20 protein-coding genes and 2 pseudogenes are annotated in these 24644 nt (G+C 55.3%); 15 read left to right on the top strand and 7 right to left on the bottom strand.

The window, feature by feature from the left end; all coding sequences use genetic code 11:
- A pseudogene (locus tag ACTQY1_RS05125) lies at positions 1-181 on the top strand (hypothetical protein); the annotation flags it as partial.
- 179 nt (positions 182-360) lie between these two features.
- Entirely contained in the window at positions 361-1629 is a 1269-nt protein-coding gene (locus tag ACTQY1_RS05130) for a DUF362 domain-containing protein (protein ID WP_022488251.1), read from the top strand.
- A gap of 32 nt (positions 1630-1661) precedes the next feature.
- On the opposite strand, the gene ACTQY1_RS05135 is transcribed toward ACTQY1_RS05130, so the two are convergent.
- On the bottom strand, positions 1662-2465 hold the full coding sequence (locus ACTQY1_RS05135) for an AraC family transcriptional regulator (RefSeq protein WP_288310225.1): 804 nt from the start codon (positions 2463-2465) through the stop codon (positions 1662-1664).
- Positions 2466-2720: 255 nt separating this feature from the next.
- Here ACTQY1_RS05135 and ACTQY1_RS05140 point away from each other — a divergent pair, with 255 nt between their 5' ends.
- Genes ACTQY1_RS05140 through ACTQY1_RS05155 form a run of 4 tightly spaced genes read left to right on the top strand, consistent with a single transcriptional unit; the run spans position 2721 to position 7224 of the window.
- Positions 2721-4043, top strand: a complete 1323-nt coding sequence (locus ACTQY1_RS05140; RefSeq protein ID WP_022488249.1) for an SLC13 family permease — start codon at positions 2721-2723, stop codon at positions 4041-4043.
- A 15-nt stretch (positions 4044-4058) separates the two neighbouring features.
- The gene (locus ACTQY1_RS05145; protein ID WP_154488644.1) at positions 4059-5585 is read left to right on the top strand and encodes an NAD(P)/FAD-dependent oxidoreductase; all 1527 of its coding nucleotides are present in this window, start codon (positions 4059-4061) and stop codon (positions 5583-5585) included.
- A 21-nt stretch (positions 5586-5606) separates the two neighbouring features.
- The gene (locus ACTQY1_RS05150) at positions 5607-6857 is read left to right on the top strand and encodes an NAD(P)/FAD-dependent oxidoreductase (protein ID WP_154488643.1); all 1251 of its coding nucleotides are present in this window, start codon (positions 5607-5609) and stop codon (positions 6855-6857) included.
- Complete coding sequence (locus ACTQY1_RS05155; RefSeq protein ID WP_154488642.1) at positions 6850-7224, top strand: DUF1667 domain-containing protein; 375 nt, start codon at positions 6850-6852, stop codon at positions 7222-7224. Before ACTQY1_RS05150 ends, ACTQY1_RS05155 begins: the two co-directional genes overlap by 8 nt.
- Positions 7225-7269: 45 nt before the next feature.
- On the opposite strand, the gene ACTQY1_RS05160 is transcribed toward ACTQY1_RS05155, so the two are convergent.
- Positions 7270-8241: a LysR family transcriptional regulator gene (locus tag ACTQY1_RS05160; protein WP_154488641.1), complete on the bottom strand. Its 972-nt coding sequence runs from the start codon at positions 8239-8241 to the stop codon at positions 7270-7272.
- Positions 8242-8387: 146 nt separating this feature from the next.
- Here ACTQY1_RS05160 and ACTQY1_RS05165 point away from each other — a divergent pair, with 146 nt between their 5' ends.
- From ACTQY1_RS05165 to ACTQY1_RS05180, 4 genes and pseudogenes are all read left to right on the top strand, one after another.
- A complete protein-coding gene (locus ACTQY1_RS05165) occupies positions 8388-8918 on the top strand; it encodes a TRAP transporter small permease (RefSeq protein WP_154488640.1) in 531 nt (176 codons plus the stop codon).
- Positions 8915-10198: pseudogene (locus ACTQY1_RS05170) on the top strand (TRAP transporter large permease); the annotation flags it as partial. The gene ACTQY1_RS05165 and the pseudogene ACTQY1_RS05170, both read left to right, overlap by 4 nt.
- A 141-nt stretch (positions 10199-10339) precedes the next feature.
- Complete coding sequence (locus ACTQY1_RS05175) at positions 10340-11251, top strand: TRAP transporter substrate-binding protein (protein WP_347567365.1); 912 nt, start codon at positions 10340-10342, stop codon at positions 11249-11251.
- A gap of 56 nt (positions 11252-11307) precedes the next feature.
- A complete protein-coding gene (locus ACTQY1_RS05180; RefSeq protein ID WP_154488638.1) occupies positions 11308-12450 on the top strand; it encodes a metallo-dependent hydrolase in 1143 nt (380 codons plus the stop codon).
- Between the two features lie 105 nt (positions 12451-12555).
- Here ACTQY1_RS05180 and ACTQY1_RS05185 read toward each other — a convergent pair whose 3' ends face one another.
- The gene (locus tag ACTQY1_RS05185) at positions 12556-12735 is read right to left on the bottom strand and encodes a hypothetical protein (RefSeq protein ID WP_022488242.1); all 180 of its coding nucleotides are present in this window, start codon (positions 12733-12735) and stop codon (positions 12556-12558) included.
- Between the two features lie 676 nt (positions 12736-13411).
- On the opposite strand from ACTQY1_RS05185, the gene dsdA reads away from it, so the two are divergent.
- Together dsdA and ACTQY1_RS05195 are read left to right on the top strand one after the other, a co-directional pair.
- A complete protein-coding gene (dsdA, locus tag ACTQY1_RS05190; RefSeq protein WP_154488637.1) occupies positions 13412-14752 on the top strand; it encodes a D-serine ammonia-lyase in 1341 nt (446 codons plus the stop codon).
- Positions 14753-14786: 34 nt separating this feature from the next.
- Positions 14787-16124, top strand: a complete 1338-nt coding sequence (locus ACTQY1_RS05195) for a GntP family permease (protein ID WP_022488240.1) — start codon at positions 14787-14789, stop codon at positions 16122-16124.
- A gap of 37 nt (positions 16125-16161) precedes the next feature.
- Here the strand turns inward: ACTQY1_RS05195 and ACTQY1_RS05200 are convergent, their stop codons facing one another.
- The 3 genes from ACTQY1_RS05200 to ACTQY1_RS05210 all read right to left on the bottom strand — a co-directional run bounded on the left by ACTQY1_RS05200 (position 16162) and on the right by ACTQY1_RS05210 (position 19681).
- Positions 16162-16716, bottom strand: coding sequence for a cupin domain-containing protein (locus ACTQY1_RS05200; protein ID WP_022488239.1), 555 nt, complete (start codon positions 16714-16716; stop codon positions 16162-16164).
- Between the two features lie 310 nt (positions 16717-17026).
- Positions 17027-18364: an ATP-binding protein gene (locus ACTQY1_RS05205; protein ID WP_369678689.1), complete on the bottom strand. Its 1338-nt coding sequence runs from the start codon at positions 18362-18364 to the stop codon at positions 17027-17029.
- 396 nt (positions 18365-18760) lie between these two features.
- Positions 18761-19681 (bottom strand): LysR family transcriptional regulator, encoded by a 921-nt coding sequence (locus ACTQY1_RS05210; protein ID WP_441373887.1) that lies wholly within the window; start codon positions 19679-19681, stop codon positions 18761-18763.
- 131 nt (positions 19682-19812) lie between these two features.
- Between ACTQY1_RS05210 and ACTQY1_RS05215 the strand changes: the two genes are divergently transcribed.
- Positions 19813-20703, top strand: coding sequence for a DUF6282 family protein (locus ACTQY1_RS05215; RefSeq protein ID WP_022488236.1), 891 nt, complete (start codon positions 19813-19815; stop codon positions 20701-20703).
- 20 nt (positions 20704-20723) lie between these two features.
- Positions 20724-22037, top strand: coding sequence for an SLC13 family permease (locus tag ACTQY1_RS05220; protein ID WP_441373888.1), 1314 nt, complete (start codon positions 20724-20726; stop codon positions 22035-22037).
- 324 nt (positions 22038-22361) lie between these two features.
- On the opposite strand, the gene ACTQY1_RS05225 is transcribed toward ACTQY1_RS05220, so the two are convergent.
- A complete protein-coding gene (locus ACTQY1_RS05225) occupies positions 22362-22781 on the bottom strand; it encodes a Fur family transcriptional regulator (protein WP_279125817.1) in 420 nt (139 codons plus the stop codon).
- A 207-nt stretch (positions 22782-22988) separates the two neighbouring features.
- Here ACTQY1_RS05225 and ACTQY1_RS05230 point away from each other — a divergent pair, with 207 nt between their 5' ends.
- Positions 22989-24494 carry a CYTH domain-containing protein gene (locus tag ACTQY1_RS05230; RefSeq protein WP_441373889.1) on the top strand — a complete coding sequence of 502 codons (1506 nt, stop codon included), beginning with the start codon at positions 22989-22991 and terminating at the stop codon, positions 24492-24494.
- Positions 24495-24644: the final 150 nt, after the last annotated feature.

The raw sequence follows: 24644 nt of genomic DNA on the forward strand, positions 1-24644 counted from the left end.
GTACTGGCAGAAACGGTTTGACCGCGTGAATCCAGACCAGGAAGTAGAGGACAAAATACAGGAAATCCGCAGCCAGCATAAAGATTATGGATATCGGCGCATGACCGGTGACTGGGCTGGAAAAGTCCTGTTCAATACAGGCTTCCTTTGCAGGCAGCATAAAAAAGTAACGAGACAGTAAAAACCATCTCGTTACTAAGGTCTAACTTTTTGGGGTCACATCAGGGGACTGGCTGCTTTCACCGTTTTCTTCTGCACGATTTGTCAGGATTTTTGCCTGTGACAGTAATTTCGGAAAATTCTTCCATGATATACTGGACCTGCTGTGGAATCGGAATTTGGCAGGGAGGAGGAATTGCCATGAGTTCACTGGAAGAAATGCTGCAGGGATATGAAATCCCGGAGGTGGTGAAAATCCGGACCATCTTTGACCGGACACGGTTGGAAAATCCGGAGGAAACTCTGTTGGCACGGCTGCGGGCCAAAAATCTGCCAGTTCTCCCGGGACAGCGGATTGCCATCACAGGGGGAAGCCGGGGAATTGCGGATTATGTGCCTTTGATGCGGGCGGCCGTCCGGTATCTGAAGGAAATGGGTGCCGTGCCTTTTATCGTGCCGGCCATGGGCAGCCACGGGGGTGCAACGGCGGAAGGCCAGGTGGAAGTACTGCGGAATCTGGGGATTACGGAAGAAAGTGTGGGAGCCCCAATCGTTTCCAGTATGGAAGTGGTGGAAATCGCCCGGACGGAACTGGACCTGCCGGTGTACCTGGATAAAAATGCCTGGGAAGCGGATGGTATCCTGCTGTTGAACCGGGTGAAGACCCATACCTCCATTTATGGCCGGTACCAGAGCGGGCTGGTAAAGATGCTGGCCATCGGACTGGCCAAGCATGTGGGGGCCGCCATGACCCACAGCCTGGGTACGGACTACCTGAATGACAACATGGCCCGGGTGGGCCTGACGGCACTGGACCATGCCAAAGTGGTGGGCGGCATTGCCGTCATTGAAAACGGGTATGACCAGCTGGCAGATGTGTATGTGCTGAAAAAAGAAGAAATCAGGGAGGAAGAACCGAAAATTTTGGAACGGGCCAAAGCCATGGTTCCCCGGATCCCTTTTGCACATATGGATGTGCTGATCTGCCGGAAACTGGGAAAGGAAATCTCCGGTACAGGGATGGACCCGGCGGTGGTGGGCCGGCCCATCAACAACCGGCCCAATGTGGGTCCGGATGTAACGGAACTGGGAATCCTGTCTCTCACGGCCAAATCGGAAGGCAACGGGAACGGCATCGGCATGGGAGATTTCATCAGCCGGCGACTGCGGGATGCCGTGGATGAAAAAATGACGGTGGTGAATGCTTTGACTGGCATGAAGCCCTTTACGGCCCGGATCCCGCCTACCATGGATACGGATGAGCTGGTGTTCAAAGCCTGCATCAAGGCAGCGGGACGGATCGCTCCGGAAGATTTGAAACTGTGCATCATCAACAGCAGCGGGGATCTGCGGCATATCTGGGCCACCAGAGCGCTGGCGGAAAATCTGGATCCTCATAAGGGAGAACTGGCCGGAACGTATCAGAAGGTGCATTTTGATGGGTCCGGAACATTGATGCTGGAAGAATAGAAAAGGGGGGTGTGAATTTTTTCACACCCCCTTTACGTATGGTCCCTGATGAATTTTTTGGGGGACTGGCCCAGTTTGCTGGTGAAGGTGCGGATGAAGTGGGTATAGGTCTGGAACCCTACGGCCTTGCCCACTTCTTTTACTTTGCCCCCTTTTTCCAACAGGGAACAGGCCATCTGGAGCCGGTACATGGTCAGATAGCTGCCGATGGTGAACCCGGTATGTTCCCGGAACACCTTGCACAGCCGGGACTTGCTTACATACAGGTGGGCGGACAGATCTTCCAAGGAAATCTCTTCCCGGTAGTGGCTGTGGATGTACTGGAGGATCTGCTGGACCAGGCTGTTGTATTCTCCGGAACCGGGCTGCCGGGCAGGTCCTCTTGCCTGCAGGATCCGGGCAATGGCCAGGACAAAATGGAACAGGAGGAGGTTCTGCTGGATGTCCTGGCCATAGGCATCCGGAGCAGGCTGAAGCAGAGACTCCATCAGACCGCTGATCTGGGCCAGTTCCTGGTGGGTCAGCTGGATGGTCTGTGGGGCGGCCTGGAACAGGGATTTCAGATCCGTCTCCTCCGTGGACAGCCGTTCCAGGACGGAAAGGGGAAACCGGATGGCATACCGGCTGGTGGTTTCGTTGGCACCGCAGAAACCGTGGTGGATTTCAAAGGGGTGGATCAGGAACAGGCTGCCTACATTCAAAGGATACTTCTGTTCCTGGAGAAAAAAATCACCGATATTGTTCAGACTGATGTAAATTTCCAGCTGGTCATGAAGATGGGGACGGGGATTCACATTATGGTCTCCCCAATAGGCATAATAGAGACAGTGTGTCATAATGAGCTTCCTTTTAGCGTAATGGATTCTTTTTTCATGATACGTCAGATGGAAGGATTTGTAAATCAAAGAAAAAGCTGCTGAATCATATCATGATTTTACGCTCGATTGGCAAATCTTCGCCGGATGGACTAAAGGAATTGACGGTAAAATTCTGAATACTCTATGATAACTGGCAGATGGCCCTGCTGATATCCAGCAGGGGTGCCAAAAGGATTTCGTGGAATTTTGCAGAATGCAGAAGGGAGCAGAAAAATGAGTGAGATTACAGTCTGTCTGATCATCGCCGTAGTGACGATGATCCTGTTCATCGGCCGGGTGTTTCCCATGGCTCTGACGTCGGTGCTGTGCGCCCTGGCCATGGGGATCTGTCTGCCCAGTGTGAAGCTGTCCGCCATATACAGCGGCTTCGGGACGGCTCCGGTGTATATGATCGCCGGGATGACCATTGTGGGGGATGCCCTGTTCCAGACAGGGGTGGCCCAGAAAATCGGGATTACCCTGAGCCGGATGAAAATCTTCCAGAATGAACGGGTCTTTACGGTCATGGTGGTTGTGGTGTGCACTCTGATGTCCGCTTTTATGAGTGATTCGGGCTGCATCGCCATGTGGATGCCCATCATTGCAGCAGTGGCAGCCGGGTCCAAGGGAAAGATCCGGTCCAAGATGGTGATCATGCCTGCCGGCATTGCCTGTATCGTAGGGGGCGCTACCACCCTGGTAGGGTCCACCTCCCAGAATACAGCCAACAGCTTCCTGATGCAGGTCCCCGGCTTTGAAGCAGGCATGGGGGTCTTTGACATGACTTCGGTGATGTGGATGGTGGATGCCCTGATGGTCCTGTATTTTGCCACCATTGGCTATACCATCACCAAAAAGACACTGAAGCCTGGCTCTCCCCATTTCGATGACGGGAATGTGTTTGCCCAGAGTTCGGAAGAACTGGACAATGTGCCCCAGGCGTCCACCCGGAAGCAGGTGATTTCCGTGTTCACCCTGCTGCTGTGCATCCTGGGCTTCATCCTGTGCGGGTTTGCTCCTTTCAACAAGTATCTGAACATCGCCAATGTGGCCCTGATCGGATCCTCCATCCTGTTTGTGACGAAGACCATCGACTACAAAACCACGCTGAAGAACATCAGCTGGGACGTACTGCTGACGGTAGGTTTCATCGCCACCCTGGGGGTGGCCCTGGAGAAGACCGGAGCCGGGAAACTGATTGCGGAACAGACCCTGGCATTCTTTGGCGGAGAGGATGCTTCCCTGAATGTGATTCTTTGCGTCATGTTCGTTTTGGGCAGCTTCCTGACCCTGTTCATGTCCAATGTGGCCGTATCCGCCATGCTGGCCCCCATTTATATCCCTCTGGCCCAGCGGATGGGCCTGAGTCCGGTGCCGTTCATCATCCTGATTGCCATTGCGTCTAATATGGCCATTGCAACGCCCATCGGGACGCCGGTGAACATGCAGATTTTGCCGGCAGGGTATAAATTCAGTGATTATGTGAAAATCGGCGGCCCTCTGTGGCTGATCTTCATGATTGCCGTATGTCTGACCGCCAAGGGTATTCTGTTCTGATGGGAGAGATGAAAAATGGAACTGTATGATGCAGTTGTTGTGGGTGCAGGGGTTGTAGGCTGCGCCATTGCCCGGGAACTGTCCCGGTATGATCTGAAAATCCTGGTACTGGAAAAGGAACTGGACGTGGCTACAGGGAATTCCAGCCGGAATACGGGGATGCTCCATGCAGGATTTACTTACAAACTGGGAACCCTCCGGGCCAAATGTTCCGTGGAAGGGAACCAGGAATTCGACCAGGTGTCCCAGGAACTGGGGGTTCCTTTCAAACGGACCGGGAAACTGGTGGTGGGCTTTACGGACCATGACCGGGAAAATATCCTCCGGTTCAAGGCCAATGGGGAAGCCAATGGTGTCAAAGGCATCCGGATGGTGGATCCGGAAGAAATGCACCGGATTGAACCCAATGCAGGAGGAAATTTTGCCATGTACGTGCCGGCTTCCGGCATCCTGGACCCTATGCAATACACTATTGCCCTGGGGGAAAATGCCTGCAAAAACGGGGCGGAGTTTTCCTTTGGCTCCCGGGTTATCGGTATTGAACCCCTGGACGGAGCCCGGCAGCAGCAGGTGCTGGGCCAGGCGGAAAAGGGCAGAGTATACCAGATTACCACCAACCGGGGGATGGTCTGCAGCCGCTGGGTCATCAACAGTGCCGGTGCCTATGCAGTAAGAATCGGTCAGCTGATGGGATATCCGGAAGTGCCCCAGATCGGGACCAAAGGAGAATACTATGTGCTGGACAAAAAAGCAGGAGCCTTTTTGAAGACACCGGTGTACCCGGCTCCCAACGACCGGGGCGGGTTCGTGACTCACGCCACTCCTACGGTGGATGGGAATATCCTGGTGGGACCGGACTGGTACACCACCACCGGACCGGAAGATTATGCCAACCAGCAGCAGAGCCTGGACCGGCTGTTCCAGGATGGCCGGAAGATGTTCAAAAAGATGGAACGGCAGTACTTTATCCGGAACTTTGTGGGTATCCGCTGGCGGAACTGCGATCCGGTAACCAAGGAACCCCTGGATTTCCGGATTATGACGGATCCGTCCATTCCCCATACGGTGAGCCTGGTGGGTATCGAATCTCCTGGGGTGACGGCGGCTCTGCCGCTGGCCCGGCGTGTAGTAGACATTCTGGTGGGAGAAACGGAAAATGAAGGGGGAAAAGTTACCCGGAAACAGGATTTCGATCCAATCCGGAAACCCATCCGCCGCTTTGCTGAAATGAGCCTGGAAGAAAAAGAAGCAGCCATCCGGGAAAACCCTGCTTATGGACAGGTGTTCTGCCGGTGTGAAAATGTTTCCAAGGCAGAAATCCTCCAGGCCATCCACAATCCTCTGGGGGTCCATACCCTGACCGGCATCAAGAACCGGACACGGTCCATGATGGGCCGCTGTCAGGGAGGCTACTGCCAGACCCGGATCACCCAGCTGCTGGAACAGGAACTGGGAACGGCGCCGGAAGATCTCCGGTATCAGCGGGAAGGCGGCTGGCTGTTCACCGGAGAAGTGCGGCCGGAAACCAAAGGGGAGGAATGAAGGATGGAAGGAGCCAATGGAATGAAACAGGAAGAGAAGATCCGGCAGGCGGATGTGGTGATCATCGGCGGCGGACCGGCCGGGCTGGCGGCTGCTGTCCGGCTCTATGACCAGGGGGTCCGGGACATCCTGATCCTGGAACGGGAGCATCAGCTGGGAGGGATCCTGAAACAGTGCATCCACGACGGGTTTGGGCTGACCCGGTTCGGAGAGACTCTCAGCGGGCCGGAATATGCGGACCGGTTCATCCGGGAAGTACAGGACAGGGAAATCCCCTACATTACCGATACCACGGTGATCCAGATCACTCCGGAGCATCGGGTTTACGCCGCTCATGAAACGGGCATGGTGGCGGTCCAGGCCAGAGCCGTGGTGCTGGCCATGGGCTGCCGGGAACGGACCCGGGGAGCCCTGGCCATTCCGGGGACCCGTCCGGCCGGGGTCCTTACGGCCGGTGTGGCCCAGGCCTACATCAATCTCCAGAACCGGATGCCCGGCAAAGAAGTGGTGATCCTGGGATCCGGGGATATCGGCCTGATCATGGCCCGGCGGCTGACCCTGGAAGGGGCTCATGTGAAGGGTGTCTATGAAATCAATCCCATTCCCAGCGGTTTGCCCCGGAACATCGAACAGTGCCTCCATGATTATGATATTCCCCTCTATCTGAGCCATACAGTAACGGATATCCGTGGCCGGGACCGGCTGGAAAGCGTAGTGGTGGCTCAGGTGGATGAACATCTGCGGCCCATTGCCGGGACGGAAGAAGAAATCCCCTGTGATACCCTGATCCTTTCCGTGGGACTGATCCCGGAAAATGAACTGACCCTGGGGGCCGGGGCGGTGCTGGATCCCCATACCCAGGGTGCCCTGGTGGATGAATTCTGCCAGACGACGGTTCCCGGACTGTTTTCTGCCGGCAACGTGCTCCACGTCCATGATCTGGTGGATTTTGTTTCCCTGGAAGCGGAAGGCATGGCGGAGGGAATCCGGCAGTATCTGGAAAATGGACTGCCCGGAGCGGTCATCCCGGTGTGCTGCGGAAAGAATATCGGTCATACGGTTCCTCAGCGGGTCAGTGGACAGACGGGTTTCCGGCTGTCCCTGCGGGTGCGGCAGCCTCAGCGGAATGGCTGTCTGACAGTGAAACAGGGCGGGCAGGTTCTGGTGCGGAAAAAGATTCCCAACGCACTGCCGGCCAATATGATCGAACTGGAGGTTCCCTGCAGTGGGCTTTCTGCAGAAGGAGAAATCGAGGTGAGCCTGGATGAATAAGGAAATGACCTGCATCGTCTGCCCCAACGGATGCACGCTCAAACTGGATTATGAGATCCGGGAAGGAAAACCGGTGCTGGCTAAGGTGACGGGGAATCTGTGCCCCCGGGGACTGGAATATGCCCGGCAGGAACTGCTGGCGCCCAAACGGACCATTGCCAGTTCCGTGCTGGTGGAAGGGGGCGAACTGCCTTTGGTCAGCGTACGGACCCGGGGTGCCATCCCGAAAGAAAAAATCTCTGACGTGATGGAAGAAATCCGGAAATGCCGTGTGAAGGCTCCCATAGCGGCAGGAACGGTGCTGCTGTCCAATGTACTGGGCCTGGGAGCCGATGTGATTGCCACCAAAACGGTGGAAAAGAAATAACCCCATAAGAAAAGGACCTGTCCACAGGAGACGGGCCCTTTTTGTTTACCGGTTGTAACCGGGACTGTGCCGGGAAAATTGTTCTTCCATGGATTTCCCATACTGCCGGGCCAGGTCCAGCAGATACCGGGTGGCTTCCCCCAGGCGGTAGTCTTTCCGCCGTACTACGGAAACGGACCAGGTGGGATTTTCCAACATCCGGAACCAGGCACATTCATTCCGGTGGCTACTGGCCAGTACCCGGGAATGAGGCAGGATGGTGCAGCAGAATCCCCGGCTCACCAGAGTGGCCAGGGCACTGTTCATGGCCGTTTCCAGCATGATGTGGGGGTAAAAGCCGCTTTTTTCGAACATGGGATCGATGACGTCCTGACGCATGGTGGAAGATTTGAAAATCAGAGCAAAGGAATCATCCTTGAACAGCCGGAGATCGATGACCCGGAGAGGCTTTCCGGCGCTGAGGGGAACCGCCCGGGAAGCCAGGGGATGGGACAGGGGAACCCCCAGCAGCAGGTCTTCCTGGTATAGGTCTTCCCGGATCAGGGTGCGTTGGAGCGGGGCCGGAAGCTTTTTGATCAGGACGATGCCCAGATCAAGGGATCCGTGGTTCAGCATGTGATACTGGTCTGCCACAATCTTTTCCACCAGGGAAAAATTGATGTGGGGATAGCGCTGGTGGAACTGCTGATAGATGGCAGTAAAAGCATCGATGCCGTGTTCATGGGTCAGGCCCAGGGAAATCAGGCCGCTGATACTGGTCTGGAGATCGCTGAGCTGGGTCAGCGTATTCCGCCGGATCCGGAGGATTTCCGTGGCACTGTCCACAATGAGCCGACCGGCAGGGGTGATTTCCAGATGATGGTTGTCCCGTTCAAAAAGTTTCACGCCCAATTTGTTTTCCAGTTTGATCAGCTGCTGGTTCAATCCCGACTGGGTGATGAACAGTTTCTGGGCCGCTTTGGAAATGCTGCCGCAGTCGGCAATGGTCACGATGTAGTCAAGGACCTGGATATCCATGGCAAGGCTCCTTTCCAGATTTTTGATAGTAATGATACTTCTTATAACTATAATTATTAGCACGTTTACTGATAACAAACAAGATGATAGGATAAAAATATGAAAAATTCCGGAAAATTCTTTCTTCAGAGAGGGGAGTAGGGAAAATGAAACTGGTCAAATGGCTCGACAAGAATCTTGAACTGGTGATTTTGGCCATTATGCTGGCAGTGATGTGTTGTCTGTCCTTTGCCAATGTCATCATGCGGTATGCTTTCCATCATGCGCTGACCTGGTCCGATGAAATCTGCTGCTATCTGCTGGCCCTGTCGGCTTTCTACTGTCTGCCCTGTGCTGTGCGCCACGGGGTCAGCATCAAGGTGGATACCTTTACCACCATGATGCCGGAAGGTCTGCAGAAAATCCTGGGCCTGGTGTGTGACGGTGTCATGATCCTGCTGTTGGCTTATCTGTTCAAAGGAACCCAGGAACTGATTGCCAAGGCGGCGCTGATCCATCAGGCCAGCCCGGCTCTGGGCATTCCGGTGGCGGATATTTACCGGGCCATGGCTTTCGGCATCCTGCTGGGAATCTTCCGGTACGCACAGCTGATGGTAAGAGTCCTCCAGGGGAAAGCCACCCTGGAAGGGGATAATGGGAATGATATACAAAACGGAAAGGGGGCTGGAGAAGAATGAACATTGGATTCTTTTTTGTACTGCTGGGAGCATTGCTTTTCATCGCTCTCCCGGTAGGCGGGGTATTCACTCTGCTGTCCACGGCTCCCAATCTGCTGAACGGCCAGTTTACTTTTGGCATCAGTGATGTAGCCCGGGCTATGTTCTCTGGCCTTAACAGTTTCACCCTGCTGGCTGTCCCCATGTTCATGGTTTCCGGGATGATTATGGCCCAGGGAGGGATTTCCAAGAAGCTGTTCAATTTCTTCGGGTATTTCATCGGCAACAAGACGGCCGGGTTCCCCTGTGCGGTAGTGGCTACCTGCATGTTCTATGCAGCCATTTCCGGTTCTTCTCCTGCAACGGTTTCTGCTGTAGGGGCCATGACCATTCCTTTTCTGGTATCCATGGGATATGAAAAGATCTTTGCCACCTCCATTGTGACGGTGGCCGGGGGACTGGGGGTCATCATTCCTCCCAGCATTTCCTATATCGTCTATGCCTCCACGGCCAACTGCTCTCCTTCCAAGCTGTTCATTGCCGGGATCATCCCGGGGATCCTGATCGGGGTCTCCCTGATGGGGTACTGCTGGATCTACTGCAGAAAGCACGGAGAGGATAAAGAAAAACTCAACGCCAGCTATCGGAAGCTTCATGAACAGGGATTGTGGAAACTGTTCCGGGAAAGCTTCTTTGCCCTGATGACACCGGTCATCATCCTGGGGACCATTTATTCCGGGGTCTGCAGTCCCACGGAAGCGGCGGTGATTAGCGTGTTCTACGGCCTGTTCATCTGCCTGTTTGTTTACAAGACACTGCAGTTCCAGGACCTGGGGAAAGTGTTTATGAAAGGGGCCAAGACCTATGTGAACATCCTCTTTGTGATTGCGGCAGCCGCGGCCTTTGCCAAGGTCATCACCCTGCTCCGGTATCCCCAGACCATCAGCACGGCAGTACTGGCTATCTCGGACAACAAGTATGTAGTGCTGCTGATCATGAACATCATCATGCTGATCTGCGGTATGTTCATCGATAACATTCCCAATATCATGATTCTGACTCCCATTATGGTGCCGGTGGCCACGGCTTTGGGTGTGGATCCCATCCATTTCGGGATCATCATGACCTGCAACCTGGCCATTGGGATGGTAACGCCGCCCATGGGCATCAACCTGTTCGTGGCGTCCGGGATGACCAAGATTCCCATGCTGAAGCTGGCACGGGCCACGGTTCCATTCCTGGCCACCTTCCTGCTGTCTCTGATGCTGATTACCAATATCCCTGGCATTTCCATGGGGCTGGTCAGTGCCCTTTCCAAAGAAAAGGCCAAAGTGGCCTCCAATATCAGTACCGCACTGGATGCGGATGCGGATGAATTCGGGAAAAACATCCAGCCTTTGGATCCCAGTGAGATTCCGGGAGAATACCACTGGCGGGCAGCTATGACAGTGGCGGATTCTTCCATCAACTACCAGATGGTAGCGGAATTTGCCCACCTGCTGAAAGAAAAATCCGGAGGCAAGATCACCGTTGACCTGTATCCTGGCGGCCAGTTGGGAAACACCACGGAATTTACCGAAGCGGTGGTCAGCGGTTCCATCGAAATCGGTACCGGCATGACTACGGATCTGGTGGATTTCATTCCTCAGTATGCGGTGTTTGACATGCCCAACCTGTTCGACAATGTGGGGCAGATGCGGACTGTGCTGAACGGGCCCTTTGTCCAGGTGATGAACCAGTACTGCAACGCTGGGGGCATTCAGATGCTGGGGTATTCCGATGCCGGCTTCCGGGAACTGACCACCAACAAAAAGGTGACGAAACTGGAAGACCTCCAGGGCCAGAAAATCCGTGTGATGACCAACAAATACCATATTGCCTACTGGAACGCCTTGGGAGCTGCGGCTACCCCCATGCAGTTCACGGAAGTGTTCATGGGCCTCCAGCAGGGCACCATCGACGGGGAAGAAAATCCCTACATGAACATTGTGGGGAACAACGTCCAGGAAGTCCAGAAGTATGTGGTGGAAACCAACCATGTGGGCCATATCATCACCTTCTTCATGAACAAGGACGTGTACAATTCTCTGCCGGACAACGTACGGAAACTGGTGGATGAATGTGCGGCGGCGGCCACGGCTTATGGGAACCGGCGTGCGGACAAGAGCATCCAGCAGTACAAACAGACCTGCATTGATGCCGGCTGTGAAATCGTTACCCTGGATCCCCAGGTGATTGCCCAGCTCCGGGAAAAAGGCAAAGTGGTCTATGACATGGTGAGAAAAGACCAGGGCAGTGAAATCGTGGATCAGCTGCTCCAGGCTGTGGACCAGGCCAGGAAGGCCGAAAAATAAAACAGGTGACCCGGCAGGATAATTTCTGCCGGGTCTTTTGAAAGGAAGTGCGGAACATGGATTTTTTGATCAAAAACGGGCAGGTGTATGATCCGGAAACCCATCAGCTGATACGAAAAAATATGGCCTTGGTCAATGGGAAAATCGAATATCCCGGAGAAGGGAGGGATGAGTCCGGATACAGACAGGTCATTGACGCCCGGGATTGTCTGGTAACGCCCGGTCTTATCGATTACCACACTCATTACTTTTTTCGGGGCAGTGAAAATGGCGTCAATGGGGATGCAGCCTCCTTCTGTATGGGCATTACTACCGCTGTGGACGGGGGGACTGCCGGCGTAGGAGGCTATGAACTGTACCGGGCCAGCGTGATGGCCATGTCATCGGTGCGGATCCTGAACTGCCTCCTGGTGGCTTCGGGAGGGCAGTCCAATGACCGGTATCCGGAGAACCTGGATCCCCGGTATTTCGAGGAGAAAAAGATCCTGGACTTCTTCCGGAGGTATGGGGACAACCTGGTGGGCCTGAAAACACGGCTTTCCCGTGGAATCCTGGATGAGGACATGGCCAGAAGTTCTCTCAAACGGACCGTGGAAATTGCCGAGAAGGCCGGGACCCGGGTGGTGGTCCATGTGACGGACTGCCCTCTGCCCCTGGATGAAGTGGCGGAAATCCTGCGGCCGGGAGATGTGATCTGCCATATTTACCAGAACCGGGGAGAGCACACCTGCCTGGATGAACGGGGAAAGGTCCTGCCGGGACTGTGGGAAGCCCGGAAAAAAGGGGTCCTGTTCGATGCATCCAACGGCCGGAGCAACTTCGACCTGGAAGTAGCCCGGAAAGCGGTGGAACAGGGATTTGTACCCGATGTAATCAGTTCAGACAACAATGCCTCCAGCTGTTTCCTCCAGCCTCTCCATTCCCTGCCCCGGATCTTATCCAAGTATCTGGAGTTCGGGATGCCCCTGGAACAGGTGCTGGATTGTGCCACCTGGAAGCCGGCTCAGCTGATCGGGCGGCCGGAACTGGGAGCCCTGGCCAAAGGAAGCCCGGCTGATGTGGCTTTGTTCCGGCTGAAAAAGAAAGACGTGGAGTACAGTGATATCAACGGCAATACCATGACCGGCCATCAGGTACTGGTGCCTCAGATGACCTTTAAAGGGGGCCAGTGTGTATACTGCCAGGCGGATTTTGGATAAGGAGGAAATGGCTGTTTCTTGGGATGGGCCGCATCCTCGCATCCTATGGCCGCTGACAGCTGACAGCTGACAAAGGCCGCCGGAAAATCCGGCGGCCTTTCCTACCTAAAGCAATCCATGTAATTTTCCCAGTTTCTGAATCTGATCCAGAGAGTAGTGGGTGATCCGGGAAATGGTTTCCATGGGGATTTTTTCCTTCAGCATGCCAAGGACGTTGGCTTCCCGTTCTTTCAGGCGGCCCTTTTGTTCGCCTTCTTCCAGAATGGATTGTCCGTATGTACACATGGTCTCCGCCTCCTTTTTCATCTCTACAGTCATGGGGATGTGGTATTCCCGTATGAAAATTCGATTCTTATTTACTGTTTATTTTATCATGTTTGATGGGTGATGGACGAGAGACGAAAGGAGGCAGAGCCGCTTTCCAGCCTCACACCGATGGATACCATCTGCCGGGGGCAGATGCTTCTGAACTTGTAAAACCCCCAGGCCGGGACGGGCGGGCCTTTGGCACGCCCCTACGGCGTTGGGGGCGGGCATTGTTTGTTCGACCGATTGGACGGGGATGCCGTCCAAGGGAGAGTCTCCGTAAGAAAATCGTTGTTAGCCGGCTCCTGGACAGCGACGGCGTAGGGGCTTGCCCCAGGCAAGCCCGTCCCGGCCGCCCAGGGGGCATATATTCAAAAAGGGGGTACTGCACAGAACGTGCAGCACCTCCTTTTTTCGTTCATCCCAATAAAACACTGTTGTTATTCTATACTAAACAAAATAATGGAAAACAGAAGCTGCATAAATTTATAGAGCTTCTGTTTTTTTCTTTAAAACTGTTGTATTACTTATGAAATCGCAGATAAAAAGAATACTGGAAATTTTCTAAAAATACCATTGACAAGGAGGATGTGTTTAATTATACTGTACATAACAAAGAAATTATGTTTAATAAATCTGAACGGAGGGATTTGTGATGGATGCGGAAAAGTACATTGCTCAGGACCCGGTGATCCGGGAAGTTTCGGAAAAGAAGGAAACGGTGTGGGTGAACCCCCGGTACCTTCCCTTTGACATGACCAATGCTGTGTGCAGCCTGGTGGTGTCCGATGCCATGATCGACGATGCGGCAGACCGGCTCCAGCGGTTTGCGCCTTTCATTGAACGGTGCTTCCCGGAAACGGAAGTGACTCATGGGCTGATCGAATCTCCCCTGAAAGCCATTCCGGATATGCAGAAGGCCCTGGAAAAGGACTTTGCCTGCACCATCCCCGGCCATCTGCTGCTGAAGATGGACAGCCATCTGGCCATTGCCGGTTCCGTCAAGGCCAGAGGGGGCATCTATGAAGTCCTGAAACATGCGGAAGACCTGGCCCTGGCTGCGGGCAAACTGAAGGTAACGGACAACTATGCCAAACTGGCAGATCAGGATATGAAGGATTTCTTCCATCAGTATACGGTACAGGTGGGCTCCACCGGGAACCTGGGCCTGTCCATCGGGATCATGAGTGCGGCGCTGGGCTTCAAGGTGAAGGTCCACATGTCCATGGATGCCCGTCAGTGGAAAAAAGATCTGCTCCGGCAGAAGGGCGTGGAAGTCATCGAATATGCCGATGACTATTCCAAGGCGGTGGCGGAAGGCCGCCGGCTGTCCGACCAGGATCCCACCAGCTATTTCGTGGATGACGAAAAATCCGTGAACCTGTTCCTGGGCTATGCTGTGGCTGCCAGACGGCTGAAGAAACAGCTGGATGACATGAATATCACCGTGGATGCTGACCATCCTCTGATCGTTTACATCCCGGCCGGTGTGGGCGGGGCCCCCGGCGGCGTTTCCTACGGTCTGAAACGGATCTTCAAGGACAATGTCCATGTGTTCTTTACGGAACCCACCCTTTGCCCTTCCGTCCTGCTGGGCACGGCCACCCAGGAATTCGAAAAGGCCAACGTCCACGACTTCCACATTGACGGGATTACGGAAGCAGACGGCCTGGCCTGTGCCAGCCCCTCCGGATTTGTGACCCGGATCATGACCAACCTGCTGTCCGGGGACTTTACGGTGGATGATTACCGGCTCTTCAATTTTCTCCGGGATCTGAAGAAAACCGAAGACGTGGAAATCGAACCTTCCAGCTGTGCGGCCTTCATCGGACCCTGCCGGCTGACGGTGTATGAAGGGACCCGGAAATATCTGAAGGACCAGGGCCTGGATGCAGGCAAACTGGCCAACGCCACCCAGATTGCCTGGGCCACCGGCGGCCGTCTGGTACCGGAAGAAATCCGGAAAGAATACCTGAACACCTATCTGAAAAAATAAGGTCTGTTCCCCCAAGGGGGAAGGAGGGATTTCCATGAATGGTGCATTTCCTGTGATTGCCGGGCTGGTCCTTGCGGTGCTGGCCCTGGTGATCTGTACTGTTAAACTGAAGCTTCACCCGTTCTTTGCCTTGATTGCCACGTCCTTTGTCTTTGCCATTGTGTCCGGCATGGGCATGGAGCCTATGCTGAAGGCCTTTGCAGATGGCATGGGAGGAACGGTGGCGGATATCGGCCTGGTCATTGCCCTGGGGACGGTGACCGGGGCCCTGCTGGAAAAATCCGGGGCCGCGGAAACCATGGCCAAGACCATTTTGAAGATCACCGGCAAGAAACATGCAGCCCTGGGGCTGGCCATTACCGGGTACTTCGTTTCCATCCCGGTGTTCTGTGATTCCGCTTTCGTCCTGCTGAGCCCCATTGCCAAAAGGCTCTCCCGGGATACCAAGATTTCCATGACCACCATGGCCATTTCCCTGTGCATGGGCCTCCACGCCACCCACATGTTCGTGCCGCCCACCCCTGGCCCTCTGGCAGTGGCCGGGATCCTCAGCGCCGACCTGGGACAGGTGATCCTGTTCGGGGCTCTGGTATCCATTCCCGTGACCCTGGTGGCTTACCTGGCTTCCCTCTATGCCGGGAACAAATACTACTATCTGCCCACCAGTGTGGAAGACACGCCGGAACATCAGAATCTGCCCAGTGCCATGATGTCCTTCCTGCCCATCCTGGTGCCCATTGCCCTGATGCTGCTGAAAACTGTAGGCAGCATGTGCAAGCTTACCGGTACCCTGGCCCTGGTGCTGAACATTGTAGGGACTCCGGCGGTGGCTTTGCTGATCGGGCTGCTGATTGCCGCTGTGGGCTACCACAACATCTTTCCGGAAGACACCAAAGCCTGGGGCTTTGACGGGGTCATTGCCGACGCCATGAAGACGGCCGGACAGATTGTCCTGATCGTAGGGGCCGGCGGGGCCTTCTCCGGAGTGCTGAAAGCCTCTCCTCTCCGGGACATCCTCACTGCCAGCATGAGCGGGGTTTCCATCGGCATCCTGGCACCTTTCCTGATTGGGTTCCTGTTCCGGACCTGCGTAGGCTCTGCTACTATTGCCATGGTAACGGCAGCCACCATGATCACTCCTCTGATCGATGTGCTGGGCTTCGGTTCTCCCATGGGCCGGGTGATTGCCATGCTGGCCTGTGCTGCCGGGGGCATGATGGTATTCCACGGGAACGACGATTTCTTCTGGGTAACGGCCACCACTTCCGATATGGATACGTCCATTGCCTACAAGACCATTCCCATTATCAGCGTGCTCCAGTCCATGACCGCACTGGTCACCGTGTTCCTGCTGAGCATGGTATTGCTGTAACAAAAAAACTGCCGCGGCTGCGGCAGTTTTTTTGTGCTTAAAAAGAAGGAGGAGTCACGGCGAAGATGACCCGGACCAGTTCTTTGGACCGGTTGGACCATTTGTGAGGGTGGCCGGACAGGATCCGTATGCTGTCTCCGGCAGAAAGCTGGTAGGTCTGGTCATCCACGGTAATTTCCACTTGGCCTTCCATCACATAGGCAGTTTCCTCGCCCTGATGGCCCCGGGGAACTTTGGTGGTGACGGTGCCGGCGGGGATTTCCATCAGGATGAATTCAATGGTACTGTCCGTATCCGGGGTCAGCAGCTTGTAGGTGACTTCCGTGCCCCAGTGGCCGATGATCCGGTGCTCTCCCTGGCGGACGATCTGGTCTGCAGGAGTGGGGGCCTGGGGCTTGAAAAATTTGTACAGGGGGATCTGGAGAACTTCTGCAATGCTCTTCAGGGTGTTGATGGAGGGGTTGACGGCGTTGTTTTCAATCTGGCTGAGCATGGAAGGAGAGATTTCCGCATGGGCGGCCAGTTCCCGGAGACTCATCCCGGCAGCTTTGCGGTATTCCTGGATCCGCCCTCCAATGTCCATCTCTTCCATGATAACAGCTCCTTCAACAGTTGATTTCTGTCTTCATTGTAACATAAAAAGAGAGAGAAAATGGAAGGAAATTTTAGGACAGGAGTCCTACGTCTTATGCCTATGGAGACCATCTGCCGGGGGCAGATGCTTCTGAACTTGTAAAACCCCCAGGCCGGGACGGGCGGGCCTGCGGCCCGCCCCTACGGCGTTGGGGGCGGGCATTGTTTGTTCGACCGATTGGACGGGGATGCCGTCCAGGGGAGAGGTGTCATAAGGAAACCGTTGACAGCTGACAGGGGTGCTGCAGAGAACGTGCAGCACCCCCCGTTTATTTCTCCCTCAGCCACCGTTTTAGCAGGAAACCGAGAAAATAAGGTATGGTGTAGAATTTTCCGTTCCAGCCGATGTTTCCGGTGCTGAGTTTGATGCCGTACCGGATGTCCGGATAATGGCTCGAATCTTCCAGGAGACGGTTCAGGGAGCGGGTACTGCCGTCGGTGGCTTTCACCTCCACGGGGATCAGGGAATCTGCATCCCGGACGAAAAAGTCCATTTCCAGGGTGCCTTGGGTGTTTTTGTAGTAATACAGGCCGTAGCCCTGCTGGACCAGCATCTGGGCGGCCATGTTTTCAAAGAGAGCGCCTTTGTAAACGCCGAAGTTACGGTTCCGGCGCAGATCCAGCTGGGCTTCTTCGTCCAGAGAGGCGATCAGGAGACCGGTGTCGGCAAAATACAGCTTGTACTGGTCTGGGTTGTAATTCCCTTTCAAAGGCAGTTCCGGATGGTCCAGGCAATAGCAGACATTGACGATGCCGGCGTTGGACAGCCAGTCCACTACCCCCAGATATTCCCGGTTCCGGGCTCCGTGGGCCACTTTGGAAATCTGGAATTTTTTGTTTTCCTTTCCCAGAAATACAGGGATTTTCCGGTAGACATTCAGGATTTTTCCTTTGTCCAGGCCGCCGACATATTTGGTGATGTCCTCTTCATAGTCCAGGAGCAGCTGTTGCTGGAGCTGGAGAGTGCCGCTGAAATTGTTCTGCTGGATGAACCGCCAGACTACTGCAGGCATGCCTCCCAGCACCAGATAGTCCTGGAAGTTTTTTTGCAGCACGTCCATTTCCAGCCTGGAAAGGGGCCGGGTTTCCAGCAGATGCTGATAAAAAAGGTCCACCTGTTCCGAAGTGTAGCCTCTGGCCCAGAGAAATTCTTCAAAATCCAAAGGATACAGGGTGATATCTTCCTTGTAGCCCACACTGTTGGATTCGATTTCCTGATAACTGATGCCCATAAGGGATCCGGAACAGATCACATCATAGCGGCCGTCCAGCTGGAAGGCCTTGAGACTGGTAGCGCAGTTGGGACAGGCCTGGAGTTCGTCGAAAAAAATCAGGGTTTCATGGGGCTTCAGCTGCAGGCTGGGGTCCAGGAAGGTGATGTTCTGAAGGATCCGGTTCACATCGAATCCGTCATCAAAGATGTGCCGGTATTCTTTCTGGAGGACAAAGTTGATTTCCACCAGGTGGGTGTAATGGGTGCGGGCAAAATGCTCGATGGCTTCCGTTTTTCCCACCTGCCGGGCTCCTTTGATGATGAGAGGAAGGTGATGGGGGGAATTCTTCCATTGGACCAGGAAGGAATCGATTTTCCGGGTAAGCCGGTTCACAAAAATCACGCCCTTTCTTCTCTAAAAATCACAAAAATCATGGTATTTTAGATGATTATATCACAAAATTATTAAAAATAGGGAGGAGTGCACGGTGGAAAGCGGCAGAGCCCCTTTCCAGTCTCACACCGATGGAGACCATCTGCCGGGGGCAGCTGCTTCTGAACTTGTAAAACCCCCAGGCCGGGACGGGCGGGCCTGCGGCACGCCCTACGGCGTTGGGGTCGAGTGTTGTTTGTTCGACCGATTGGACGGGGATGCCGTTGTGACGGCAAAAAAGGGCCGGTTCCTGGACAGCGACGGCGTAGGGGCTCGCCCCAGGCAAGCCCGTCCCGGCCGCCCAGGGGGCATAGATTCAAAATGGGGCTGTTGCATGAGCAACAGCCCCCCTTTTTTTCACTTCCCCAACACTTCAAAGATCACCTGATCCAGGGCCTTTGTGGCTTTGGAATGGTACCGGCCCGGGGCCATGGCGGTACCCAGGGGAATGGAGGTACCGTCTTTGCCCAGGGACAGCAGCTGGGCCCGGTGGAAGTACTGGCGGCTGCTGGCGTAGGTGAAGGCCAGTCCCAGACCGTTGGCGGCCAGGGCCGCGGCAAACAGGGCGGACAGGTTCTCGTTGTAGTAGGTGGGGTTCATGCCGTGGCGGAGGAAGATCCGCCGGGCTTCCCGGCCCAGGATGGTGCCGTAGCCGCTGAGCAGGAATTCGAACCGGGCCGCATCCTGGATGTTGATGTACTGGGACAATTGGGAAGGCTGCTGGCCGGCCTGGCCCTGATGGACCAGTTCCATCACCGGATGGTCCGGATGGGTGATCAGGCAGATTTCGTCATGCATCAGGAACCGGGCCTGGATCCGGCTGCGTTTTTCCGGCATCACCAGAAGGGCCAGGTCGATTTTCCCGGTGAGCAGCAGTTGTTCCAGGGCCAGGGAATTCTCTTCCACAATCTGGACCCGCACCCCCGGATATTTCTGCTGGAAAGCCTGGAGTACGGGCGGCAGCAGGAAGGATCCCCGGAAAGAACTGATCCCCAGGATCACATGCCCCCCTTTCAGGTTGCCGATATCCTGGATCTCATCCTTGGCCCGGTGGAATTCCGCCAGGGTATCCTGGGCGAACCGGATCATCCGTTTTCCCGGTTCCGTGGGCCGGATGCCGCTGGAAGTGCGGATGAAGAGTTTGTATTCTAAATGAGACTCTGTGGTGCTGAGAAACTGTGACAGACTGGACTGGGCCATGAACAGCCGTTCTGCCGCCCGGGAAATGCTCTTTTCTTCCGCCAGGGCAAGCAGGTAGTGAAGTTCCCGAAGATCCATTGTATCCTCTCCTTTGCCATCGATATTTCCTATACAAGATATCGTATTTTATCGGCTTCTGCAATAGCCAGCCCCGCGGTACACTAAAAGCAAATTTATTCAGAATACTTGTACAACAGGGAGGAATCAGAATGAGCAGAGTTTCACTGAAGGGAATCTGCGATATGCATGTGCACACCAATCCGGATCTGCGGCTGCGGGCCTACAACGATCTGGAACTGGCGGATGCGGCGGTGCGGGTGGGGGCCCGGGCCATTGTGATCAAGTCCCACCTGGGGTTCACGGTGAACCGGGCGGCCATTGCCAATGCCTATGTGAAGAAGGTCTATGGGGACAGCACCAACTTCACCATGTACGGTGGGGTGGTCATGAACAAAGTCATCGGGGGTGTGAACCCGGAAGCGGTGGAAAAAGGCCTGAAGCTGGGGGCCAAGGTGATCTGGCTGCCCACCCAGTCCGCTCGGCGGCATCTGGAAAAAATGGGGAAAAATCCCGATGAGGGAATCCAGCTGGTCCGGGACGGGAAAGTGATCCCGGAACTGGAAACGGTGTTCGGTCTGATCAAAGACCATGATGCAGTACTGGCCACCGCCCATGTATCTCCGGAAGAGGCTTTTGTGGTGGTGGAAGCGGCCCGGAAGGCCGGGGTGGAAAAAATCGTCATCACCCATCCGGAATGGTGGGTGTGCGGGTACACCTTGGAAGACCAGATCCGTCTGGTGAAGGATTATGACGTGATCCTGGAACGGTGCTATGCCCAGAACATGGGGAAAGGGAAGAAGTACCACATGAACCTGCGGGAAAATGCGGAACTGATCCAGGCTGTAGGGTACCAGCATGTCATGGTGGATACGGACGGGGGACAGACGGAAAATCCGGACTGGGAAACGGAAATCTACGAATACATGCATTACCTGGTGGAATACGGGATTCCTGAAGAACAGGTGTACTACATGACCAAAACTATTCCCTACCGGCTGCTGGGCATCCAGGAAGAACCGGTGGGCGCAGCCAAAGACTGAAACAAGGGGGAGGAAGCATTATGCTGAGTGCGGCGATTGTCCTGGCCATAGCCATTGCCATTTATCTGGGGTATAAAACCGGTCTGAACACCGGGCTGTTCTGTATTGTCTTTGCTTATCTGATCGGGTGTCTGGTCATGGGGCTGAAGCCCAAAGTGGTGATCGGGTTCTGGCCCATCAGTACCATGTTCGTGATTTTGTCCGTGTCCCTGTTCTACAATGTGGCGGCCATCAACGGGACCCTGGAAAAAATGTCCGGCTCCCTGCTCTATGCCTGCCGGAAATTCCCCGGGATGCTGCCCTATGCCCTGTTCGGGGTGGCCGTGGTGCTGTCGGTGATGGGGGCCACCTATTTTACGGTGCTGGCTTTCCTGGCGCCCATTACCCTTTTGATCTGTGATGAATCCCGGATGGACAAACTCACCGGGGCGGTGGCCATCAACTGCGGGGCCCTGTGCGGCGGGAACTTTCCCACCTCCAATCTGGGGGTGATTTTCCGGGGGCTGTCGGATACAGCCTATGAAGCCCTGAAACTGAAGGCTCCCATGGATTCCTTTGCCATGGAAATGGAAATCTTCCTGCTGTCCTTTGCCTTTTCCCTGGTGCTGATCACCCTGTTCCGGTACGGCATCAAGGCCAACCGGAACATCGGCCAGGGGGTCACCTTCAAAAGGCCGGAACCTTTTACGAAAGTCCAGAGCCAGACCCTGACCCTGATGCTGGTGATGATGGTCGTGGTGCTGGTGTTCCCCCTGCTGAAGATCCTGGTGCCCGGGAACGCAGGAATCGCCTATATGGCCGGTAAAGTGGATGTGGGCCTGGTGGCCATTATCTTCGCAGTGATCGCCCTGTTGATGAAGCTGGCGCCCCAGAAGGAAGCCATTTCGAAGATTCCCTGGAACACCATCATCATGATTGCCGGGGCCGGGATGCTGATTGCGGTGGCGGTGAAAGCCGGGACCATCAAGATGCTCAGCGCCTGGGTGGGAGCCAATGTGCCCACGCCGCTGATCCCTCTGGCTTTCTCCATCATTGCCGCCATCATGAGCTTCTTCAGTTCCACCACCGGGGTGGTGACCCCGGCTCTGTTCCCTCTGATTCCGGGTCTGGCGGAAAGCACTGGATTGTCTGCCTCCGCCTTGTTTGCCTGTACGGTACTGGGGGCCCAGTCCAGTGCCATCAGTCCCTTCTCTTCCGGCGGGTCTTTGATCCTGGGGTCCACGCCTAAAGAAGAGGACCGGAACACCCTGTTCAACAAGCTGCTGCTCCGGGCGGTGCCTGTCAGCGTCCTGGCGGCAGCTGCCTACAATTTTATTGTGGCATTTGTGCTGTAAGGGAAAGTGCGGGTTCCTTTGAAGAGTTGAAACCCCCAGGCCGGGACGGGCGGGCCTGCGGCACGCCCCTACGGCGTTGGGGTCGGGCATTGTTTGTCCGGCCGCTTGGACGGGGATGCCGTCCATGGGAGAGTCTCCATAAGGAAACTGTTGTTAGCCGGTTCCTGGACAGCGACGGCGTAGGGGCTTGCCCCAGGCAAACCCGTCCCGGCCGCCCAGAGGGCCTAGATTCAAAAAGGACCCGCCTTCATGAGAGGCGGGTCCTTTCCTTCGGCAATTGACCATTGACCGTTGACGGGGCTGCTGTGCCTGGCGCAGCAGTCCCTATTCCTTACACTCCCTGCAGAGCCCCAGAAAATAGGTCTGGTGGCAGCGGATGGTGAAACCGGTTTTTTTGGCCACGTCCTGGTCCAGGTGTTTGTGGTAGGCAAAATCCAGGTTGAACACCTTGCCGCATTTTTCGCAGCGGAAATGGGGGTGGGGATGGGGATCCACATCGTAGCGCATGGTCCCGTCGCCTACATCCACAGTCTGGATCAGGTGCATCCGGCAGAAAAATCCCAGAGACTGGTAGATAGTGGCAAAACTCAGGGTAGGCATCTGCTGCCGCACTTTTTCAAAGATTTCCGTAGCCGTGGGATGGTCTTCGGGGCCGGTAAAGGCCCGGTATACTTCCAGCCGCTGAGGGGTGATCTTCATCCCCTGGGCTTTCAGGACTTCTGACAGTTCCTTTGGACTGAGCATGGCAAAGCCTCCTTATATATAGATAGAATAAAATTGTTAAAAGAGAAGTTTCTTTAATAATAACTTTTAATACGTAAAATGTCAATAAAATCAGCCATTTCCAATGGGCGGCTTCCTCCATAACCAAACAGTTTATCCCAAGAGGGGAGATGTTGTGTTACAATTATATGATAAGATTTTGGAAAAGATCAGGGAGTGTGAAACCATATGGCGCAAGGACAGGAAAAAGAAATCAAACTGCTTTCCACCAAGGCGGGCCGCCGGAAATTCTTCCAGCTGCCTCTGGTGAAGGAAAAAATCATTCCCGGCAGCCGGCATACCCTGGACCTTTGGAACCAGTACCTGGATACCCGGGACCGGAAACTGACCCGCAGCGGCATGGCCTATCGGATCCGCCGGACCAACGGGAAGGCCTTCGAAGCCACGGTGAAAAGCCAGGGGAAGACGGTGAACGGCTTCTCCAGCCGGGAGGAATACACGGTACCTCTCACAAAGCCGGAGCCGGTGCTCCAGGGTTTTGCTCCCCAGCTGGACCAGAAGCTCCAGACCCTGCTCCAGGAAGACGAACTGCTTCCTTTGTGTACGGTGGAATTTACCCGGAAAACGGCTCTGATCCAGCTGTCTGCCGTGACGGTGGTGGAAGCGGCCCTGGACCAGGGAACCTTGACCGCCGGGGATAAAAAGGCTCCCATCGAGGAACTGGAACTGGAGATCAAACGGGGCCAGGAACGGGACCTGCTGCGGTTTACGGCGGCTCTGGCCCAGGCCATCCCTCTGTGGCCGGAAGAGCGGAGCAAGTTCAAACGGGGGCTGGATCTTACCGACTGGAAGGGGAACCCACCCAAAGACGGGAAGGCACCTGGCTGGAATCAGGAAACGGAGCCGTCGGAAGTGTGGCGGACCCTGGTCCAGCAGGCCCTGGGCAGGGGGCTGGATCTTCTGGTGCCCGGAGAGAACCGGGAATTTGAGAGCCGGGAACTGCTCACCATTCTCCAGCAGTGCGCCGGACTGTGGAACCTGGGCCAGGGCTTTTTGTCCCGGACCTCTTGGAAAAAGGGTCGGGATCTGTTGGACGGGCTCCTGGGGGTGCTGGAACCGGTGGATTACCTGGAAACGTCTGACCGGCAGCGGGAAAAGCCTTTCCCGGAAGAGCTCCTCTCCCTGGAACCGGCCTGGCAGTGGCTGGAAGACCGGTGGGTGGCGGCGGCCCAGCACTGTGCGGACTGCTGCGCCCGGGAAGCGGCAGCGGCCCTGTGGCAGCTGCTGTACCTGGCCACTCTGGCCAAAAAGGACGGAGAGAACTCCACCCTGGAAAAATTCCTCCAGGTCCGGTGGAATCGGTGGCAGCAGGAACAGCAGTTCCTGGAAGATGCCGGCAGCCCGGACCCCTGGGAACGGAAAGGTCAGCTGGAAGACCTGGCCGGGCTCCTGACCCTGGAACGGGGCCTGGGAGAAAAACGGCTGGTGAAGCGAGGGGAAGCCTACTGGGAAAAGTGGTGGAAATACTGCCGCAGCTATGCCCGGACGGGAGCCCTGGCAGAAGGGGCCGAAGGAGCCCGGGACCGGGAACTGACCCTGTCCCTGGCAGCCCTCTGTGGCCAGGAAGGGATCCGGACGGAGAAACGGGGGGACAAGGCGGATGCCGCCGGGAAGGCCTTCTTCCGGGAAGTGGCCCGTCATCCGGAATGGTCCTGTCTGGCCAAAGAAAAATAAAATCAAAAAAAGTCAAAAAAACGAAAATAATATTTGACTTTTTGACTTTTAATGGGTATAATAAGACCCGGGAAGTGAGAAAAGAGACTTCCCGGGCCCTGTTTGTTTCGGGCTCTGAATGAAGAAGATAACCCATTGATCCAATGGTTT

The organism is Acidaminococcus sp. HCP3S3_G9_1, assembly GCF_052122455.1.
Lineage (GTDB): Bacteria > Bacillota > Negativicutes > Acidaminococcales > Acidaminococcaceae > Acidaminococcus.

What these genes read in the sequence shown, in the direction of transcription:
- ACTQY1_RS05215 (WP_022488236.1), top strand. Translation starts at nt 19,813, where the DNA reads ATGAGCAGAGTTTCACTGAAGGGAATCTGCGATATGCATGTGCACACC.
- ACTQY1_RS05145 (WP_154488644.1), top strand. Translation starts at nt 4,059, where the DNA reads ATGGAACTGTATGATGCAGTTGTTGTGGGTGCAGGGGTTGTAGGCTGC.
- ACTQY1_RS05130 (WP_022488251.1), top strand. Translation starts at nt 361, where the DNA reads ATGAGTTCACTGGAAGAAATGCTGCAGGGATATGAAATCCCGGAGGTG.
- ACTQY1_RS05220 (WP_441373888.1), top strand. Translation starts at nt 20,724, where the DNA reads ATGCTGAGTGCGGCGATTGTCCTGGCCATAGCCATTGCCATTTATCTG.
- ACTQY1_RS05185 (WP_022488242.1), bottom strand. Translation starts at nt 12,735, where the DNA reads ATGTGTACATACGGACAATCCATTCTGGAAGAAGGCGAACAAAAGGGC.
- ACTQY1_RS05135 (WP_288310225.1), bottom strand. Translation starts at nt 2,465, where the DNA reads ATGACACACTGTCTCTATTATGCCTATTGGGGAGACCATAATGTGAAT.
- ACTQY1_RS05155 (WP_154488642.1), top strand. Translation starts at nt 6,850, where the DNA reads ATGAATAAGGAAATGACCTGCATCGTCTGCCCCAACGGATGCACGCTC.
- ACTQY1_RS05175 (WP_347567365.1), top strand. Translation starts at nt 10,340, where the DNA reads ATGACAGTGGCGGATTCTTCCATCAACTACCAGATGGTAGCGGAATTT.
- ACTQY1_RS05210 (WP_441373887.1), bottom strand. Translation starts at nt 19,681, where the DNA reads ATGGATCTTCGGGAACTTCACTACCTGCTTGCCCTGGCGGAAGAAAAG.
- ACTQY1_RS05230 (WP_441373889.1), top strand. Translation starts at nt 22,989, where the DNA reads ATGGCGCAAGGACAGGAAAAAGAAATCAAACTGCTTTCCACCAAGGCG.
- ACTQY1_RS05195 (WP_022488240.1), top strand. Translation starts at nt 14,787, where the DNA reads ATGAATGGTGCATTTCCTGTGATTGCCGGGCTGGTCCTTGCGGTGCTG.
- ACTQY1_RS05200 (WP_022488239.1), bottom strand. Translation starts at nt 16,716, where the DNA reads ATGGAAGAGATGGACATTGGAGGGCGGATCCAGGAATACCGCAAAGCT.
- dsdA (WP_154488637.1), top strand. Translation starts at nt 13,412, where the DNA reads ATGGATGCGGAAAAGTACATTGCTCAGGACCCGGTGATCCGGGAAGTT.
- ACTQY1_RS05225 (WP_279125817.1), bottom strand. Translation starts at nt 22,781, where the DNA reads ATGCTCAGTCCAAAGGAACTGTCAGAAGTCCTGAAAGCCCAGGGGATG.
- ACTQY1_RS05150 (WP_154488643.1), top strand. Translation starts at nt 5,607, where the DNA reads ATGAAACAGGAAGAGAAGATCCGGCAGGCGGATGTGGTGATCATCGGC.
- ACTQY1_RS05180 (WP_154488638.1), top strand. Translation starts at nt 11,308, where the DNA reads ATGGATTTTTTGATCAAAAACGGGCAGGTGTATGATCCGGAAACCCAT.
- ACTQY1_RS05160 (WP_154488641.1), bottom strand. Translation starts at nt 8,241, where the DNA reads ATGGATATCCAGGTCCTTGACTACATCGTGACCATTGCCGACTGCGGC.
- ACTQY1_RS05165 (WP_154488640.1), top strand. Translation starts at nt 8,388, where the DNA reads ATGAAACTGGTCAAATGGCTCGACAAGAATCTTGAACTGGTGATTTTG.
- ACTQY1_RS05140 (WP_022488249.1), top strand. Translation starts at nt 2,721, where the DNA reads ATGAGTGAGATTACAGTCTGTCTGATCATCGCCGTAGTGACGATGATC.